The organism is Agrobacterium cavarae, assembly GCF_004310285.1.
In the GTDB taxonomy this organism is placed as follows: domain Bacteria; phylum Pseudomonadota; class Alphaproteobacteria; order Rhizobiales; family Rhizobiaceae; genus Agrobacterium; species Agrobacterium cavarae.
The window spans coordinates 393,003-408,162 of the sequence record NZ_SISF01000031.1 but is presented as its reverse complement, the minus strand read 5'-3'; the positions used below and the strand labels follow the sequence as shown (position 1 = coordinate 408,162).

The 15,160-nt window shown below is 59.8% G+C and carries 15 protein-coding genes and 1 riboswitch; of the genes, 2 read left to right on the top strand and 13 right to left on the bottom strand.

The features are described 5' to 3' along the window. Window positions 1–88: 88 nt before the first annotated feature. The gene (gene rplS / locus EYC79_RS15255; RefSeq protein ID WP_027673599.1) at window positions 89–634 is read right to left on the bottom strand and encodes a 50S ribosomal protein L19; all 546 of its coding nucleotides are present in this window, start codon (window positions 632–634) and stop codon (window positions 89–91) included. Between the two features lie 261 nt (window positions 635–895). On the opposite strand from rplS, the gene EYC79_RS15250 reads away from it, so the two are divergent. Next, entirely contained in the window at window positions 896–1,642 is a 747-nt protein-coding gene (locus tag EYC79_RS15250; RefSeq protein WP_130978509.1) for a sulfite exporter TauE/SafE family protein, read from the top strand. On the opposite strand, the gene trmD is transcribed toward EYC79_RS15250, so the two are convergent. From trmD to ffh, 5 genes are all read right to left on the bottom strand, one after another. Continuing rightward, window positions 1,624–2,322 (bottom strand): tRNA (guanosine(37)-N1)-methyltransferase TrmD, encoded by a 699-nt coding sequence (gene trmD / locus EYC79_RS15245; protein ID WP_130978508.1) that lies wholly within the window; start codon window positions 2,320–2,322, stop codon window positions 1,624–1,626. The two genes, EYC79_RS15250 and trmD, sit on opposite strands and share 19 nt — an antisense overlap. 4 nt (window positions 2,323–2,326) lie before the next feature. Beyond that, the gene (rimM, locus tag EYC79_RS15240) at window positions 2,327–2,902 is read right to left on the bottom strand and encodes a ribosome maturation factor RimM (protein ID WP_062424944.1); all 576 of its coding nucleotides are present in this window, start codon (window positions 2,900–2,902) and stop codon (window positions 2,327–2,329) included. 133 nt (window positions 2,903–3,035) lie between these two features. Further along, the gene (rpsP, locus tag EYC79_RS15235; RefSeq protein ID WP_062424945.1) at window positions 3,036–3,413 is read right to left on the bottom strand and encodes a 30S ribosomal protein S16; all 378 of its coding nucleotides are present in this window, start codon (window positions 3,411–3,413) and stop codon (window positions 3,036–3,038) included. 32 nt (window positions 3,414–3,445) lie between these two features. Next, the gene (locus EYC79_RS15230; protein WP_062444677.1) at window positions 3,446–3,763 is read right to left on the bottom strand and encodes a chorismate mutase; all 318 of its coding nucleotides are present in this window, start codon (window positions 3,761–3,763) and stop codon (window positions 3,446–3,448) included. A gap of 8 nt (window positions 3,764–3,771) precedes the next feature. Further along, on the bottom strand, window positions 3,772–5,340 hold the full coding sequence (gene ffh / locus EYC79_RS15225) for a signal recognition particle protein (protein WP_130978507.1): 1,569 nt from the start codon (window positions 5,338–5,340) through the stop codon (window positions 3,772–3,774). A gap of 336 nt (window positions 5,341–5,676) precedes the next feature. On the opposite strand from ffh, the gene EYC79_RS15220 reads away from it, so the two are divergent. Beyond that, complete coding sequence (locus EYC79_RS15220; protein WP_130978614.1) at window positions 5,677–6,750, top strand: MBL fold metallo-hydrolase; 1,074 nt, start codon at window positions 5,677–5,679, stop codon at window positions 6,748–6,750. 42 nt (window positions 6,751–6,792) lie between these two features. Here the strand turns inward: EYC79_RS15220 and EYC79_RS15215 are convergent, their stop codons facing one another. From EYC79_RS15215 to EYC79_RS15185, 7 genes are all read right to left on the bottom strand, one after another. Then, window positions 6,793–8,271, bottom strand: coding sequence for a M48 family metalloprotease (locus EYC79_RS15215; protein ID WP_062424969.1), 1,479 nt, complete (start codon window positions 8,269–8,271; stop codon window positions 6,793–6,795). A gap of 308 nt (window positions 8,272–8,579) precedes the next feature. Further along, a complete protein-coding gene (locus EYC79_RS15210; RefSeq protein WP_130978506.1) occupies window positions 8,580–9,296 on the bottom strand; it encodes a thiamine ABC transporter ATP-binding protein in 717 nt (238 codons plus the stop codon). Next, window positions 9,293–10,918, bottom strand: coding sequence for a thiamine/thiamine pyrophosphate ABC transporter permease ThiP (gene thiP / locus EYC79_RS15205; protein WP_130978505.1), 1,626 nt, complete (start codon window positions 10,916–10,918; stop codon window positions 9,293–9,295). Before thiP ends, EYC79_RS15210 begins: the two co-directional genes overlap by 4 nt. A 19-nt stretch (window positions 10,919–10,937) precedes the next feature. Beyond that, window positions 10,938–11,951: a thiamine ABC transporter substrate binding subunit gene (thiB, locus tag EYC79_RS15200; protein ID WP_130978504.1), complete on the bottom strand. Its 1,014-nt coding sequence runs from the start codon at window positions 11,949–11,951 to the stop codon at window positions 10,938–10,940. A 38-nt stretch (window positions 11,952–11,989) separates the two neighbouring features. Beyond that, window positions 11,990–12,097: riboswitch (TPP riboswitch) on the bottom strand. Window positions 12,098–12,147: 50 nt separating this feature from the next. Beyond that, on the bottom strand, window positions 12,148–12,540 hold the full coding sequence (locus tag EYC79_RS15195; protein ID WP_062424950.1) for a VOC family protein: 393 nt from the start codon (window positions 12,538–12,540) through the stop codon (window positions 12,148–12,150). Window positions 12,541–12,605: 65 nt separating this feature from the next. Next, window positions 12,606–14,432: an ABC-F family ATP-binding cassette domain-containing protein gene (locus EYC79_RS15190; protein WP_113227026.1), complete on the bottom strand. Its 1,827-nt coding sequence runs from the start codon at window positions 14,430–14,432 to the stop codon at window positions 12,606–12,608. Window positions 14,433–14,436: 4 nt separating this feature from the next. Beyond that, window positions 14,437–15,087: a thiamine diphosphokinase gene (locus EYC79_RS15185; RefSeq protein WP_130978503.1), complete on the bottom strand. Its 651-nt coding sequence runs from the start codon at window positions 15,085–15,087 to the stop codon at window positions 14,437–14,439. Between the last annotated feature and the right edge of the window lie 73 nt (window positions 15,088–15,160).

The window sequence follows — 15,160 nt, the reverse complement described above, 5'->3', positions numbered from 1 at the left end:
GAACGCCCGTGGCGCGGCACACAGCAAAGCCAGATAACAAAAAAGGCGGCCCAAAGACCGCCTTTTCAAAAATCCCAAAAGGGAAAGCTTATTCAGCTGCACCTTCAGCAGCCTTTGCTGCTGCAGCCTCTTCAGCTGCCTTGGCTTCAGCGGCTTCTGCTGCTGCCTTTTCGGCGGCCAGAGCCTGTGCTGCTGCAACCTTTTCAGCTTCGATACGTGCCTTTTCCTCGGCAGCAGCCTGACGCTCGGCGTCGTTGAGCTTGCGAGCGCGAACGCCGGTGTCTTCAACGATACGAGCGGACTTGCCGCGACGGTCGCGCAGGTAGTAGAGCTTCGCGCGGCGAACCTTACCACGGCGAACGATCTCAACGCCTTCAACCAGCGGAGAGTAAACCGGGAATACGCGCTCTACGCCTTCGCCGTAGGAGATCTTGCGAACAGTGAAGTTCTCGTTGAGACCGCCGCCGGAGCGAGCGATAACGACGCCTTCGTAAGCCTGTACGCGGGTACGGTTACCTTCCGTAACGCGCACGTTGACGCGAACGGTGTCACCAGGAGAAAATTCAGGAAGCTTGCGCTTTGCTTCGATCTTGGCGGCCTGTTCGGCTTCCAGCTGTGCGATAATGTTGGTCATGTTAACCTCTGAGTTCTTCTGAAACAGCCAGAGCGCTCAACGAGATCATTCCTTGGATCCTGTCCTTGGAATTATGCCTTGCGGCAGGAGCGGGTTCGCCATTCTTTGCTTGCGGTTAATGGGCATAAGCCCAGTTCCACGCGGGCCAATACAGGAAGATCACCGGTTTGTCATCCCTTACATGACAATATTTTGTCGGCCGCCACCTGATTGTCGGAAAGCACATCTGCTTATATGGGAGATGGAACGCCGGGAGGGGCCATGTCCATTGCAATCATTCTACTCTTGTTCGCCAGCGGCTTTCTGTCCGGCGCCGTCAATGCCATTGCTGGCGGCGGCACCTTCCTGACCTTCGGCGCCATGACGGTAGCGGGTATCGCACCGATCTCGGCCAATGCCACCTCCTCCATCGTTCAGTTTCCGGGCTACGTCACCTCGGTGATCGCCTACTGGCCGGAAATCCGTGCCCACTGGAAGGGTGCCGTCCTGCTCGCGGTCCTCTCCATCCTCGGTTCAACCGGCGGCGCACTGCTGTTGCTGTCGCTCGACAACCCGTCCTTCCGCCAACTGGTGCCGTGGCTGCTGCTTGCCGCAACGGCGCTCTTTGCCGCCGGTCCCTGGCTTCGTCCGCGCTCGAGTGAAGAGCATCCTAAAAGCAATGTCGCGAGCCTGATCGGCCAGTTCTTCACCTCGATCTATGGCGGGTTCTTCGGTGCCGGCATGGGCATCATGATGCTGGCGGTACTGGGGCTGACGGCAGGCGGCACCTATCATCATCTGAACGCGCTAAAGAACCTGCTGGCTGTCGTCATCGCCGCCATCGCCATTATCGTCTTCGTCGGCGGTGGCGTCGTTGCCTGGCACGCGGCGCTGATCATGATTCCGGCGTCTGCGCTTGGCGGCTACTGCGGCGTCTACCTTGCCCGCCGCGTTCCGCAGTGGATCATCCGGGCATTAGTGATCACGGTCGGGCTCTTGCTGACGGGCTATTACTTCTTGACGGCCTGAGTGCCGGCAAGAAGGTCGGGTCGGCGCTCCTTCGTCAGGGAAAGCGCCTGCTCGTGCCGCCACTTGTCGATCAGCTTGTGATTGCCGGAGGTAAGGACCGCGGGGATATCGCGCCCTTCCCAGACCTGTGGCCTTGTATAATGCGGATGCTCCAAAAGCCCGCCTTCGAAACTTTCATGCACGCCGGACAGATCGTTGCCCATCACGCCGGGGAGAATGCGCACCACCGCATCGAGAAGCGTCAGTGCGGCGGGTTCGCCGCCCGAAAGAATATAGTCGCCGATGCAAACCTCCTCGAGGCCACGCGCATCGATCACCCGCTGGTCCACGCCTTCAAAGCGACCGCATACGATGATGACACCCTCTCCGGCGGCCAATTCGCGGACACGCTCCTGCGTCAGCGGTTTGCCGCGCGGGCTCATCAGCAGCCGCGGACGGGCGTCACCCTCCGACACCGCATCGATGGCCGCTGCCAGTACATCGGGTTTCAGCACCATGCCGGCACCGCCACCTGCCGGGGTGTCATCGACACTGCGATGCTTGTCGGTGGCAAAGTCGCGGATCTGCACCGGCTCCATCTGCCACTGGCCGCGCTCCAGCGCCTTGCCAGCCAAAGAATAGGACAAATGCCCCGGAAACATTTCCGGATAGAGCGTCAGCACGGTCGCCTTGAAGCTCATCGACTTACTTCTTGCCCTTGCCGAAAATCGGATGCTCGGGATCGTCCTTGCCGTCTTCCGGATTGTCGATCAATCCGGCGGCAAAGGGATCGATCAGGATCTTTCCACCTTCCAGATCGATTTCGAGAACGGCAGCCTCGGTAAAGGGGATAAGCGCCGGGCGACGTCCCGCACCCTTCAACTCAAGCAGATCGCCTGCGCCGAAATCATAGACGGCACTGACCGAACCATAGCTCTTGCCTTCGGCATCGACCACGTCGAGACCTTCGAGGTCGGTGTAGAAGAACTCGTCCTCGTCCAGATCCTCGTCAGGCAAATTGTCGCGATCGACAAACAGCTCAAGCCCGTTCAGCGCTTCAGCGGCATTGCGGTCATTGATGCCACGGAAGCGCACGATGACAACATTCTTGCCTTGGCGCACTTCGAGAATTTCAAACACGCGCCCATCGGCGGCAACGAGATTGCCGTAATCGCCAAGCGCCATGGGATCGTCGGTATAGGAGCTGACCCGCACCTCGCCGCGCAAGCCTTGAGCTGCGCCAATCTTGGCCATGAGAATGGGGTTTTCCAGCTTTGCCATTGAACCGTCCGTTATCGCGTTTTGCGCGTATCTTTAGTGCCTGGCTGATCTCTCGCCAAGCCCGTGGGGATTAAACATGAAAACGGGCGGCGCGGAAACCGCACCACCCGTCGTCAATCGGCATAAACCGAACTTATTCTGCAGCAGCAGCTTCAGCGGCAGCAGCAGCGGCGTCTTCAGCCTTCTGCTTCTTCTCGGCAACGCGCTCGAGAGCCTTCTTGCCTGGCTTTGCCTTTTCAGGGTTGCTGCGCGCGTCGCGCGTCGCAATGCCGGCTTCAGCGAGGAAGCGCAGAACGCGGTCGGTCGGCTGTGCACCCTTTGCGATCCATTCCTTGACGAGGTCGCCATTGATCTGGATGCGGTCGGCGTTGTCCTTCGGAAGCATCGGGTTCCAGGAACCGACCTTCTCGAGGAAGCGGCCGTCGCGCGGGCTGCGGGCGTCAGCGACAACGATCTGGTAGTACGGGCGCTTCTTGGAACCACCGCGTGCGAGACGAATTTTCAGTGCCATGTGAGTTCTCCTTATAATGGCTTGCCCGCCGGTCAGGCGGTCTTTTCTGTGCCGTTGTGTTCAGCGGCAATTGCTTCATGATGCCGGATGACTTCCTTGATGATGAAGTTCAAGAACTTCTCGGCGAAATCCGGATCCAGATTGGCATCCTTGGCCAGGCGGCGCAGGCGTTCGATCTGGTATTCTTCGCGCGCCGGGTCTGCCGGCGGCAAATCGTAGGTGGCCTTCAACACGCCCACCGCCTTGGTACAGCGGAAGCGTTCGGCCAGCATGTGCACCAGTGCGGCATCGACATTGTCGATGGACTGGCGGTATTCAGCGAGTTTTTCTTTGACGTCTGTCGTAGTCACCGATGGCCTCACTTCTTCTTGCCAAAACCGGCAAGACCCGGAAGACCGCCGAGACCCGGCAGCTTGCTGCCGCCGAGACCAGGCAATCCGCCTGGAAGACCGCCAAGACTCGGAGGCAGAGCGCCCGGCTTGCCAAGACCTGCGGCTTCCGCCTGCTTCTGCAGTGCTTCGAGCTGCTTGGGGTCCATATTGGCGAGATCAGGCATGCCGCCCATGCCGCCGAGACCCATCTTGCCAGCCAGACCGCCCATCATCTGCTTCATGATGCCGCCCTTGCCCTTGCCGCCCATGGCTTTCATCATGTCGGCCATGCCGCGGTGCATCTTCAAGAGCTTGTTGATTTCGGCAGCATCCGTGCCGGAACCGGCAGCGATGCGCTTCTTGCGGCTGTGTTTGAGAATATCCGGATTGGCGCGCTCGGCCTTGGTCATCGAGGAGATGATCGCCAGCTGACGGTCGAACATCTTGTCGTTCAAACCGGCAGACGCCATCTTGTCCTTCATGCCAGCCATGCCGGGCATCAGACCCATGATACCGCCCATGCCGCCCATCTTCTGCATCTGGCGCAGCTGATCGGCCAGATCGTTGAGGTCGAACTTGCCCTTGGCCATCTTCTCGGCCATGGCGCGGGCTTTTTCCGCATCGATATTCTCTGCAGCCTTTTCGACCAGCGAGACGATATCGCCCATGCCGAGAATGCGGTCTGCGATACGGCGTGGATGAAACTCATCCAGTTCGTTCATCCGCTCGCCGGTACCGATGAGCTTGATCGGCTTGCCGGTAACAGCACGCATGGAAAGCGCTGCACCGCCGCGGCCATCGCCATCCATACGGGTCAGCACAAGGCCGGTAATGCCGACACGTTCATCGAAATTGCGCGCCAGATTGACGGCGTCCTGACCGGTCAGGCTGTCGGCAACCAGCAGGATTTCGTGCGGATTGGCCTTTTTCTTGATATCGGCCATTTCCAGCATCAACGGCTCGTCGATGTGGGTACGGCCGGCGGTATCGAGGATCACGACATCATGGCCGCCAAGCTTGGCCGCCTGGACCGCGCGCGAGGCGATATCGGTCGGCGACTGGCCGGCAACGATCGGCAGCGTGTCGATGCCGGTCTGCACGCCGAGCTGGCGCAGCTGTTCCTGGGCAGCAGGGCGGCGCGTGTCGAGAGATGCCATCAGCACCTTCTTCTTCTCGCGATCCGTCAGACGCTTGGCAATCTTGCCGGTGGTGGTGGTCTTACCCGAACCCTGCAGACCCACCATCATGATGACGACGGGTGCCGGCGCATGAAGATCGACCGAAACACCTTCCGAACCCAGCATTTCGACAAGCTCGTCATGGACGATCTTGACGACCATCTGGCCGGGCTTGATGGATTTCAGGACAGAAGCGCCAACCGCCTTTTCGCGCACCTTTTCGGTGAAGCTACGAACGACTTCCAGCGCCACGTCCGCTTCCAGAAGCGCACGGCGAACCTCACGCAGCGCTGCGGAAACATCGGCTTCCGAAAGCGAGCCACGGCCGGTCAGTCCATTCAAAATGGAGCCAAGGCGGTCCTGGAGGTTTTCAAACATCGTTTCATCCTTCTTCGTTTCGGTTTCCCGAAACGTCGGTGCTTTTGCCGGCAAAAACAAGACGCCCGGAAATGGGCAAAGCCAAAAAGCACCCGAGGGCGCGTCGCGCTGTCGGGTGTTGACCTCCGGGATCTCTTTATACCTTGACGGGTCCCGGTCGGTGGCTTGGAGTCTTGAAACTGCCAGCTGATGCGGCGGGATAAACAGGAAATGCGCGCCAAAGTCAAGGCAAGTCCGCAGTTTTGGCCGAAGCGCCGTCAATTTGTCGACTTCGAGGCGCTTCTTCTACGGGTCAGACGCTTGTTGTTTACCGGTGCACTTCCTATAGCTAATATTATGAACCGTCGAAACTTCTTTCGCCTCTCCGCCATTGGTGGCCTGCTGCTTGCAAGCGGCGGCATTTTTGCCAGCCGTTCCTATGCCAGCGCTTATTATAAGGGCCCTGCCTCCGATCATTTTGACGGCACGCGGTTCTTCAATCCCAATGGGGAGCAGCCGAATGGTTTTAGCGACCTGATGAAATGGCGCTTCAACGGCCAGAGAGCTCAGTGGCCGGAGAACTATCCAAGCCCCTATCCGACCGCGAAACCAGACGCCCGCGTCGAAGGAAAAGATCTGCGCGTCACCTTTGTTGGCCACGCTTCGTTCCTTATTCAGACGGCGGGGCTGAATATTCTGGTCGATCCGGTCTGGTCGGAGCGCACAAGTCCGTTCAGCTTTGTGGGACCAAAGCGCGTCAATCCGCCCGGCATCCGCTTTGAGGACCTGCCGCCGATCGATCTCGTTCTCGTCACCCATAATCACTACGACCATCTCGATCTCGAAACGCTGCATCGACTGCATGTCGAGCACAAGCCGCTTTTCGTCACGCCGCTTGGCAATGACGCGATCATTCGCACCAAGGTGCAGGCTGCGAAGATTTCGGTGGGAGACTGGGGCGATGCGATTGCCGTCAGCCCCGATGTCAAAATCCATTTCGAACCCTGCCATCACTGGTCCGCGCGCGGGTTGAACGACAGGCGCATGGCGCTCTGGGCCGCCTTCGTCATCGAGACGCCCGGCGGCAAGATCTACCATATCGGCGACACCGGCTTTCACAGCGGGCTGAACTACCACGCTGCCGCCAAGAAACATGGCAGCTTCCGTCTCGCGAACCTGCCCTTCGGCGCCTATGAGCCGCGCTGGTTCATGAAGGGCCAGCATCAAAATCCGCCCGAAGCGGTGGAGGGCATGAAGATCTGCAACGCCGCTTATGCCTGCGGCCACCATTGGGGCACAGTACAACTGACCGATGAGGCGATCGACGCACCGATCATCGCGCTTGAAGCGGCACTGAAGGATCAAAACGTCGCGCGTGAAAACTTCCGCCCGATGCGCCCAGGCGAAGTGTTCGACGTTCCGATGGTCTGAACGGAAGTGGGTAAACGAGGGCGTTGTCGGACAGCGCCCTGCTTATTCCGAAATGATCTTGACCCGCTGCCCCGGCTCGATCGCGGCGGTGGTGCTGAGCGCATTTAAGACGCGGAAGAGTTCCAGCTTGCGATCCGTGCCCATCATGCGTGCGGCGAGCGAGGCGACCGTTTCGCCCGGCTTGACGGTAACGACGCGCACGCGAAGCGGCTTCAGCGCGGAGATTTCCGCAGGCGTCATCTTGCGGAAGCTGGAGCGCAGGAGGTTCGCGACCGTCTCCAACTGCGCGCTGCCCTTCGGCACGGCGGTGAGGAAACGGAAAATCTGATCGCCGACACGAATGACGGTGACATCGAAATCCCACTTGTCGGCACTGGCGCGCGCGGTTGCAGCAGGCAGCCCGTTCACCTGTATTTCCCGCACCGTATCCGGCAACAGGCCAGCCACCCAGCCGCTCGTCAGGTAATTGGGGAGGCTTGTCTGCTTCGGGTCGGCAACGCCATCGAAGCGGATTGCCATGTCACCGGGGCCGGTTGCCAGAACCGCCTCGACCTTGTTGTCGATCTGGAAGCCTTCCGGCACATCGAAACGAATGCCGAGATTGCCATGCAGGAAGGTGTTGCCACGGACATAACCCTCCTGCGGGCTGTCGCCATAAAGCAGCCCATCGATGCCGGTGAGGAACCAGTCGCGGCCCTTGTCGCCGACCTGGCCTTCCTGGCCGAAGGCACGCGCATGGCGCTTGGCCAGTTCGATACGCTGCGGCGTATTCGGGTGGCTCGATAGAAAGTCGAGGCTCTGATCGCTATCGGGATCGGCCGAGGTAAAGCGCGCATAGGCCGCCATGGAATCGAGGAAGCGTGGTGAGGCGTAAGGGTCGTAGCCCGCCTCACCCAGCATTCGCACGCCGATCACGTCCGCCTGCAATTCCTGCTGGCGCGAGAAGGCCGCAAGACGAAGCTTGCCTCGTGCAAGCGCCTGCTTGCCGGCAAGATCGCTGGACAGAACCTCCGCCACCACGCGGCTGGCAATCACTTCCGCTTCTTCGCGGCGTTGACGCTCGATGCCGTGATTGGCTGTGACGTGGCCCATTTCGTGCGACAGCACCGCCGCCACTTCCGAGGCGTCATTGGCAAGCGCCAGAAGACCGCGCGTGACGTAGAGATAGCCGCCCGGCAGCGCGAAAGCGTTGATGGCCGGCGAATTCAATATGGTGATACGATAGGACTGCTGCGGATTTTCCGATACCGCCGTCAGCGCGCCGGTGATGCGGGCGACCAGACGCTCGGTTTTCTCGTCGTGATATTCGCCGCCATAGCTCGCGACGATGCGCGGATGCTCACGCGCGCCCATCTGTGCGCGCGGATCGTTCTTCTGCACCTCTTCGACCGTCTGCGGATTGTCGGAAGGCTTCAGCGAGGACTGATAGGCAGGGCTGAACAGCGACTGGCATGAGGACAGCATCAATGCCGCAGCCCCGAGGCTTATGATGCCTCGCCGCGATATCGACCGCTTTTCCATGTCGTGACCGGAGCGGCCATTTACGGCCTTCACACGCGTCATCATCCTGCCAGTCCGCTCCAAACGTTCCTGATCATCCGTTATATGCAGACCAGAATATCAGCTTAAACCCCACAGGCACCAGAATGCCTGAACATCCAAAACGATCCCAAAAACGATCTATGCTGCGGAAAGACCCTGACAAAAGACGTTCTCTATATATGTCTCAAATAGTTGAGCCTGATTGGCAAGTGCAAAAAATACGCACCTTCACTGTCTATTTGCAGGATTGACATTGCGCCGCGTCCAAATTGTGGCACGTCCCCGCACTACTTCTGGAGGAAGGCTCCGACCTCGGGAATGTCTGTGGCGGAAAAGAAGGCCTCCGTCGCACCCTGAAACAGGATCTTGCCGTCCGACAGAAAAACCACCGCGTCAGCAAGACGGCGGATATCGTCCGGGTGATGGGTGACAAGAAGAACCGTGTTGTCGTTTTCCGATTGCAGCTCTTTCAACAGCCCCGCCATTCCGGCGCGCAAGCCCGGATCGAGCGCTGCAAAGGGTTCGTCCAGCAGCATGACCGCGCGCTGACGAACCAGTGCACGCGCAAGTGCTGCACGCTGGCGTTCGCCACCTGACATGCTGGAGGGCAGCCGCTTTTCGAAACCCGCAAGCCCGACCCGTTCAAGAGCTGACGCAATCCTTGCCTTGTCTTCCTGTGTCAGGCGAAGCGACGGGCTGATCCCGAGGCCGACATTGGTGACGATATCGAGATGGGCGAAGAGGTTGTTTTCCTGGAAGATCAGCGAAATCGGCCTTTCTGCCGGATCGCGTCCACCCATGTCGTCAGCCCCGATGAGCACGCGACCGCCTGTCGGCGTTTCAAAACCCGCGACGAGATTGAGAAGCGTCGACTTGCCCGAACCGGAAGGACCGACGACCGCGGTCACCTTCGCTTCCTCGAAGGACGCGTCGAAGAAGAAGTGCTGCCGTCCAAGCTGCAGCGATACCTGTTCCAGCCTAACCTTTGCCTGATCGCTTTTCATGTTGCTGCTTTCGCTCTCTCGGATTGGCGAGATACGCCGCCTGCTGCGAGGATGAGGCAGATAACACCAAGAATGAAGGCATAGCCCGCCGCATCATTGGTGCGGTAGCTGCCCATATTGCTGTAGACGAGCCACGGCAAGGTGACGAAGCGTTCCGAGCCGAAGAGAGCAACGGCTCCGAGATCGCCAAGCGACAGTGCCATGGCAAAGGAAAAGGCCATGGCGAAGGCTCGCCACAGGACGGGAAGATCGACAAGGCGAAAACGGGAAAAGCCGGTGACACCGAGGCTGGCAACCAATCTGCCGGTTCTTGCCTGATGGGTCGTGAAGGCGGGCTCAAGAACGCGCATGGCAAAGGGCAAGGCCATCAGCATGTTGATGAGCGCCACGAGGAATGGCGCGAAGAGGGACACATCGCCAAAGGGCCGCAGCAGCAGAAACCAGCCACTGCCCAGCACGACGGGTGGCACCAGAAGCACCATCGAAGCGCCGCCACCAAAAGTCGCCGCAAGGAGTCTTGCGCCCCACGCCGGTGCATCGTTGTCCGCAACCACCTGGCGCGCCCGGATGAGCGCCACGGAAACGAGAACCGAGAGCGTTGCCGAAACAAGCGCGATCGACAGGCTGGTGATGGCTGCGCGCCGAAATATCTCGGCGCTCAAAAGACGCCATAGATCCGCAGTCAATCCGGAGGCCGCGACGGCGACGAGCGGCGAGCCGACCAGGAGCATCGCAAGAACAATGACAAGGCCATCCCAAAGACGCGGCAACGGGCGAGCGGCATCGAAACGACGAACCGTCTGGCCCTGCGTCTGCCCCTCCGCTTCCGCACCCGGCAGAAACGAGAGCAGCAAAAGAAGCAGGCCGGTCATCGCGATCTGCATCAGCGACAGGGCAATGGCACGTGGCGGATCGAAATCGAAGCGCAGCGCCTGATAGATCGCCACCTCGATGGTCGTCGCAGCCGGACCGCCGCCCAGCAGCAGGACAAGCGTGAAGCTCGTGGCGCAGAGCATGAAGATCAGGCCCGCTACACCCGGCACGAGCCGCCGCATCACCGGCCATTCGATGAAGCGGAATGTGGAGAGGGAATTCATGCCGAGCACGGCACTCATGCGCCAATATTCGCCGGGCATTCTTTCCAGCCCCGCCAGGAAGAAGCGCACGGCAAGCGGCAGGTTGAAGAAGACATGGGCAATAAGAATGCCGGAAAGGCCGTAGATGCTGAAAGGCTGTTCCACGCCCGCAGAGAGTAGCGCCGTGTTGAGAAGCCCCTGCCTGCCCCAGATGGCGATCAGCCCGAGCGCGCCGACGATCACCGGCAGACCCATCGGCACCGCCATCAGCCGGATGATCCAGATACGGCCGGGAAAATCCCTTTGGCGTGCGAGCGCCAGTGCGACCGGTAGACCGAGCGCCACCGAAAGAACGGTGGAGAGTGTCGCCTGCCAAAGCGTGAAGCGGAGAATGCGCAGCGTGTAGGTATCGAAGAGGGCGTTCGACGCCGCCTGTGTATCGAAGGAAAGCAGCGCTGCGACCGCAAGTCCGATGAAGAGCAACACGGCGGAGAAAGCCGCCATGCCACTGATCAGGAACCGTCTTCTGTCGCTGCGCGCAATCACGGGCGGGGTCCGCGTGAGATTACTTCACGCTCATCGCGGTCAGCCACTCATCGATCCAGGCCTTGCGGTTCTTCGCCACCTCTTCCGGCGACATCAGGAAGGTCTTGGTCGGCTGGACCAGCTTGTTGAAGGCATCCGGCAGCGGCTGCGACGTGGCGGTGACCGGCATCATCCAGTTGTTTTCCGGAATGGCATCCTGGAAGCCAGGGGTCAGGATGAAGGAAAGGAACGTCTTGCCGAGATCCTTCTCCGGCGCGTTCTTCAACAGACCGGCGACTTCGATCTGAATGTAATGGCCTTCCTGGAAGCTTGCGGCCTGATAGCGCTCGCTGTGCTCGGCCACCATGTGATAGGCGGGCGATGTGGTATAGGAGAGCACCATCGGTACTTCGCCCTTGGTGAAGAGGCCGTAGGACTCCGACCAGCCCGGCGTCACCGTCAGCACGCGATCCTTGAGCTTTGCCCAGGCTTCCGGTGCCTTGTCCCCATAGACCGACTTGACCCAGAGCAGCAGGCCAAGACCCGGCGTCGACGTCCGTGGATCCTGAATGGCGATCTTCTGCGACGGGTCGCCCTCGACCAGTTCCTTCAGGCTTTTTGGCGGGTTCTTTAGCGTCTGGGTGTCGTAGACGACGGCAAAGTGGCCGTAATCATAGGGAACGAAAACATCATCCTTGAAGCCGCCCGGCACCTTTGCAGCGGAGGCGTCGATACCCGATGCTTCGAAGAGCCCGGTGTCCTTGGCTTCGGCAATGAGGTTGGTGTCGAGGCCGACCACGACATCCGCCTTGGAGCTGGCACCTTCCAGCTTCAGGCGATTGAGCAGCGCCACACCATCGGCGACGCCGACGAAATTGACGGTGCAATCGCATGTCTTCTCGAACGCCGCCTTTACCTTGGGACCGGGACCCCATTCGGAGACGAAGCTTTCATAGGTGTAGACGGTAAGAACCTTTTTATCCTGCGCGATGCCAAGGCTCGGCAGGAGGAAGGATGCGGCGACGAGGCCGGACAGCAGAAAACGACGATACATCAGACACCTTCTCGAATGGGTTACGGGAATAGGCGTCTGGATGGAAGCCGTCTAATCCCTCCGCCGGTGTTAACCGGATCAGGTTCTTCGGGTTGGCGAACGCCTCTCAGCCTTGTCTTTTCGACAAAGCACCCCGTTAGAGCGAGAAAAGATGTAGTGACACAATCGCTTATTGGCAAGACGTGATGCCGCGCGCCTATGCCTGCTCCGTCATGTAAACCAGTTCCCAGACATGGCCATCGGGATCCTGAAAGCTTGCGGCATACATGAAGCCGTGATCCTGCACCGGTTTCCACTCTCGCCCACCGGAAGACAGCGCTGTTTTCAGCATGCTGTCGATCTCCTCGCGACTGGACGCCGAAAGGCAGGTCAGCACCTCCGTGCCGCGATTGGCATCGGCGATTTCGCCATTTATGAAATCGCGGAAGCGTTCTTCCTGAAGCAGCATGACGAAGATGTTCTTCTCGACGATCATGCACAGCGTTCGCTCATCGGAATATTCCGGATTGAAGCTGAAGCCGAGCGCGGTGAAGAAGGCTTTCGATGTCTCGATATTCTTCACCGGCAGATTGACGAAGATCATGCGCATGGTGGGGCTCCTCCGTTTTGGATAGAGAACCGCATATTTGATGAGCTGTCAAAGATGGTGCTGGACTAGCCTTCCATCTCTTCGCGCAGCATCTCAAGCTCAAGCCATTCTTCCTCCATGGCCTCCAGCTTTTCGCGAAGCTTCGCCATCTCGTCTGCCAGCTTGTTGAAAGCAGCCGGGTCCTTGGCGAAGAGCTGCGGATCGGCCATGCGCTCTTCGCGCTTGGCGATCTCGCCCTGAAGCTTTTCCATTTCTTTCGGCAGGTTTTCCAGCGCAAACTTCTGCTTGAAGGAGAGTTTGCCCTTGGCCTTGGAAGGCTCGGCACTGGTCGCTGTACTTGCAGAAGCCTTCGCCTTTTCCTGCTTTTCGGAACGCTTCTTGTCTTCGGCCGCGCCCTTGCGCTGCGCCATCATGTCGGAATAGCCGCCAGCATATTCAATCCAGCGGCCATCCGGCGCATCCGGGTTGGCGGGCGCGATGGTGGACGTCACGGTGCGGTCGAGAAAGTCACGGTCGTGGCTGACGAGAATGACGGTGCCGGAAAAGCCAGCGACGATTTCCTGAAGCAGATCGAGGGTCTCGATATCGAGATCGTTCGTCGGCTCATCAAGGATCAGAAGGTTGGTTGGCCTTGCCAGGATCCGCGCCAGAATGAGACGCGCGCGCTCACCACCAGACAGATTGCGGATCGGCGTGCGGGCCTGTTCCGGCTGGAACAGAAAGTCCTTCATATATCCGGTCACATGCTTCTGCTCGCCATTGACCAGCAGGCTTTCGCCGCGACCATCGGTCAGGTAATGCGCCAGCGTATCGTTGGGATTGAGGTCCTCACGCTTCTGATCGAGTGTCGCGATTTCCAGATTGGTGCCGAGTTTCACCGTGCCGCTGTCAGGCGCCAACTCACCGGTCAGCATCTTAAGAAGCGTGGTCTTGCCTGCACCATTCGGCCCGACGAGACCGATGCAATCGCCGCGATGCACACGCAGGGAAAAGGGCGCGATGATGGTGCGATCGCCGTAGGACTTGGTGATGGCCTCGGCCTCGATCACCAGCTTGCCGGATTCGCGCGCTTCTACCGCCGTTGCCTGCACGGAGCCTTGCGGACCCTTGTGGCCGCGATAGGCCGCACGCATGTCACGCAGTTCTCCTACGCGGCGCATGTTGCGCTTGCGGCGTGCCGTCACGCCGTAGCGCATCCAGTGCTCTTCGCGCTCGATCGCCTTGCCGAGCTTGTGCTGCTCCAGCTCTTCCTCTTCCAGAACCTTGTCGCGCCATTCCTCGAAATAGCCAAAGCCGCGGCTGAGACGACGCGACTGGCCGCGATCAAGCCAGACGGTGGCGGTCGAAACCTTCTCCAGGAAGCGACGGTCGTGCGAGATAAGGACAAGCGCGCTTCGCGTCTGCTGCAATTCGCTTTCCAGCCATTCGATGGTCGGAAGATCCAGATGGTTGGTCGGTTCGTCAAGCATCAGGATGTCGGGCTCCGGCGCCATGACACGGGCAAGTGCCGCACGACGCGCTTCGCCACCGGAAAGGCTCGATGGATTTTCCTGGCCGGTCAGACCCAGATGTTCCAGCAGATAGCTGACCCGGTAAGGATCGTCGCCCGGTCCAAGACCGGATTCGGCATAGGCCTGCACGGTGTCGTAGGCGCCGAAATCCGGCGCCTGCTCCAGGTAGCGGATCGTCGCGGACGGATGACGAAAAACCTCGCCCGACTGCGCTTCGACAAGACCGGCGGCGATCTTCATCAGCGTCGACTTGCCCGACCCGTTTCGACCGACGAGGCAGATGCGATCGCCCGGCTCCACCTGCAGGTTGGCGCCATCCAGAAGTGGTGTCACGCCAAAGGTCAGCTTGATATCGTCGAGTTTCAGAATGGGGGGTGCCAAGGCATCAGGCTCCGGTCAGATCGTAGGGACGGGCAAGCACGATCGCCTTGCCGCTTTTGAGGCGAAGGCGAATTTCGCCCTCAGCCACGTTGGACATAGTGCGCGACGAGCCGAAGGCAAGCGCAAAATCATTGAGGGGATAACGGGCATTCTCGATATCGAGGCCCGAAAGGGCAGTAAAACCGGCGACGGAAAACAGCGAGCCGCGCGGCAAATCGAGCGCCAACGCGCCAGCAAGTAGCGGAAAAGCTTCTTCCTCACCAGACGTCAGCACCACCTCAAGGCTGCGTTCGGCCAGAGCCACAGCATAGAGCAGATGAAACTGCGCATGGTCGGATCGCTCGCCCGCCAATGCACCGACAAGTGTCAGACGCTTCGCGCCTCGCGCCAAAGCCTCGGAAACGGCAATCTCGCCATCCGTCTCCCCCTTGGCGGCGGGAAAAGGCTGTTGCGGCACATCCGGCCATTCGTCGACAAGCGCCGCATCGGCGGAATCGAAATCGCCTACCCAGAGCTCAGGGGTGAGCCCGAGCGGCCCAGCATGTTTCATACCGCTATCGGCGGCAATCACGCGCGATCCGGCAACCGCCTTTTGCAGGCGATCCGTAACCGCGATATCGCCGCCCAGCAGAATGGTGAAGTGATCCGATTTCATGCCCTGCCTTATCGCGAAACCTTGTCTCAAGGAAAGGCGGAAACGCTGCAGAGGGCGGCGATATTGATTTTTC

Bases quoted from the DNA above. Each gene is read 5' to 3' on its own strand.
- rplS (WP_027673599.1), bottom strand. From the start codon at position 634: ATGACCAACATTATCGCACAGCTGGAAGCCGAACAGGCCGCCAAGATC.
- EYC79_RS15250 (WP_130978509.1), top strand. From the start codon at position 896: ATGTCCATTGCAATCATTCTACTCTTGTTCGCCAGCGGCTTTCTGTCC.
- trmD (WP_130978508.1), bottom strand. From the start codon at position 2,322: ATGAGCTTCAAGGCGACCGTGCTGACGCTCTATCCGGAAATGTTTCCG.
- rimM (WP_062424944.1), bottom strand. From the start codon at position 2,902: ATGGCAAAGCTGGAAAACCCCATTCTCATGGCCAAGATTGGCGCAGCT.
- rpsP (WP_062424945.1), bottom strand. From the start codon at position 3,413: ATGGCACTGAAAATTCGTCTCGCACGCGGTGGTTCCAAGAAGCGCCCG.
- ffh (WP_130978507.1), bottom strand. From the start codon at position 5,340: ATGTTTGAAAACCTCCAGGACCGCCTTGGCTCCATTTTGAATGGACTG.
- EYC79_RS15220 (WP_130978614.1), top strand. From the start codon at position 5,677: ATGAACCGTCGAAACTTCTTTCGCCTCTCCGCCATTGGTGGCCTGCTG.
- EYC79_RS15215 (WP_062424969.1), bottom strand. From the start codon at position 8,271: ATGGAAAAGCGGTCGATATCGCGGCGAGGCATCATAAGCCTCGGGGCT.
- EYC79_RS15210 (WP_130978506.1), bottom strand. From the start codon at position 9,296: ATGAAAAGCGATCAGGCAAAGGTTAGGCTGGAACAGGTATCGCTGCAG.
- thiB (WP_130978504.1), bottom strand. From the start codon at position 11,951: ATGTATCGTCGTTTTCTGCTGTCCGGCCTCGTCGCCGCATCCTTCCTC.
- EYC79_RS15195 (WP_062424950.1), bottom strand. From the start codon at position 12,540: ATGCGCATGATCTTCGTCAATCTGCCGGTGAAGAATATCGAGACATCG.
- EYC79_RS15185 (WP_130978503.1), bottom strand. From the start codon at position 15,087: ATGAAATCGGATCACTTCACCATTCTGCTGGGCGGCGATATCGCGGTT.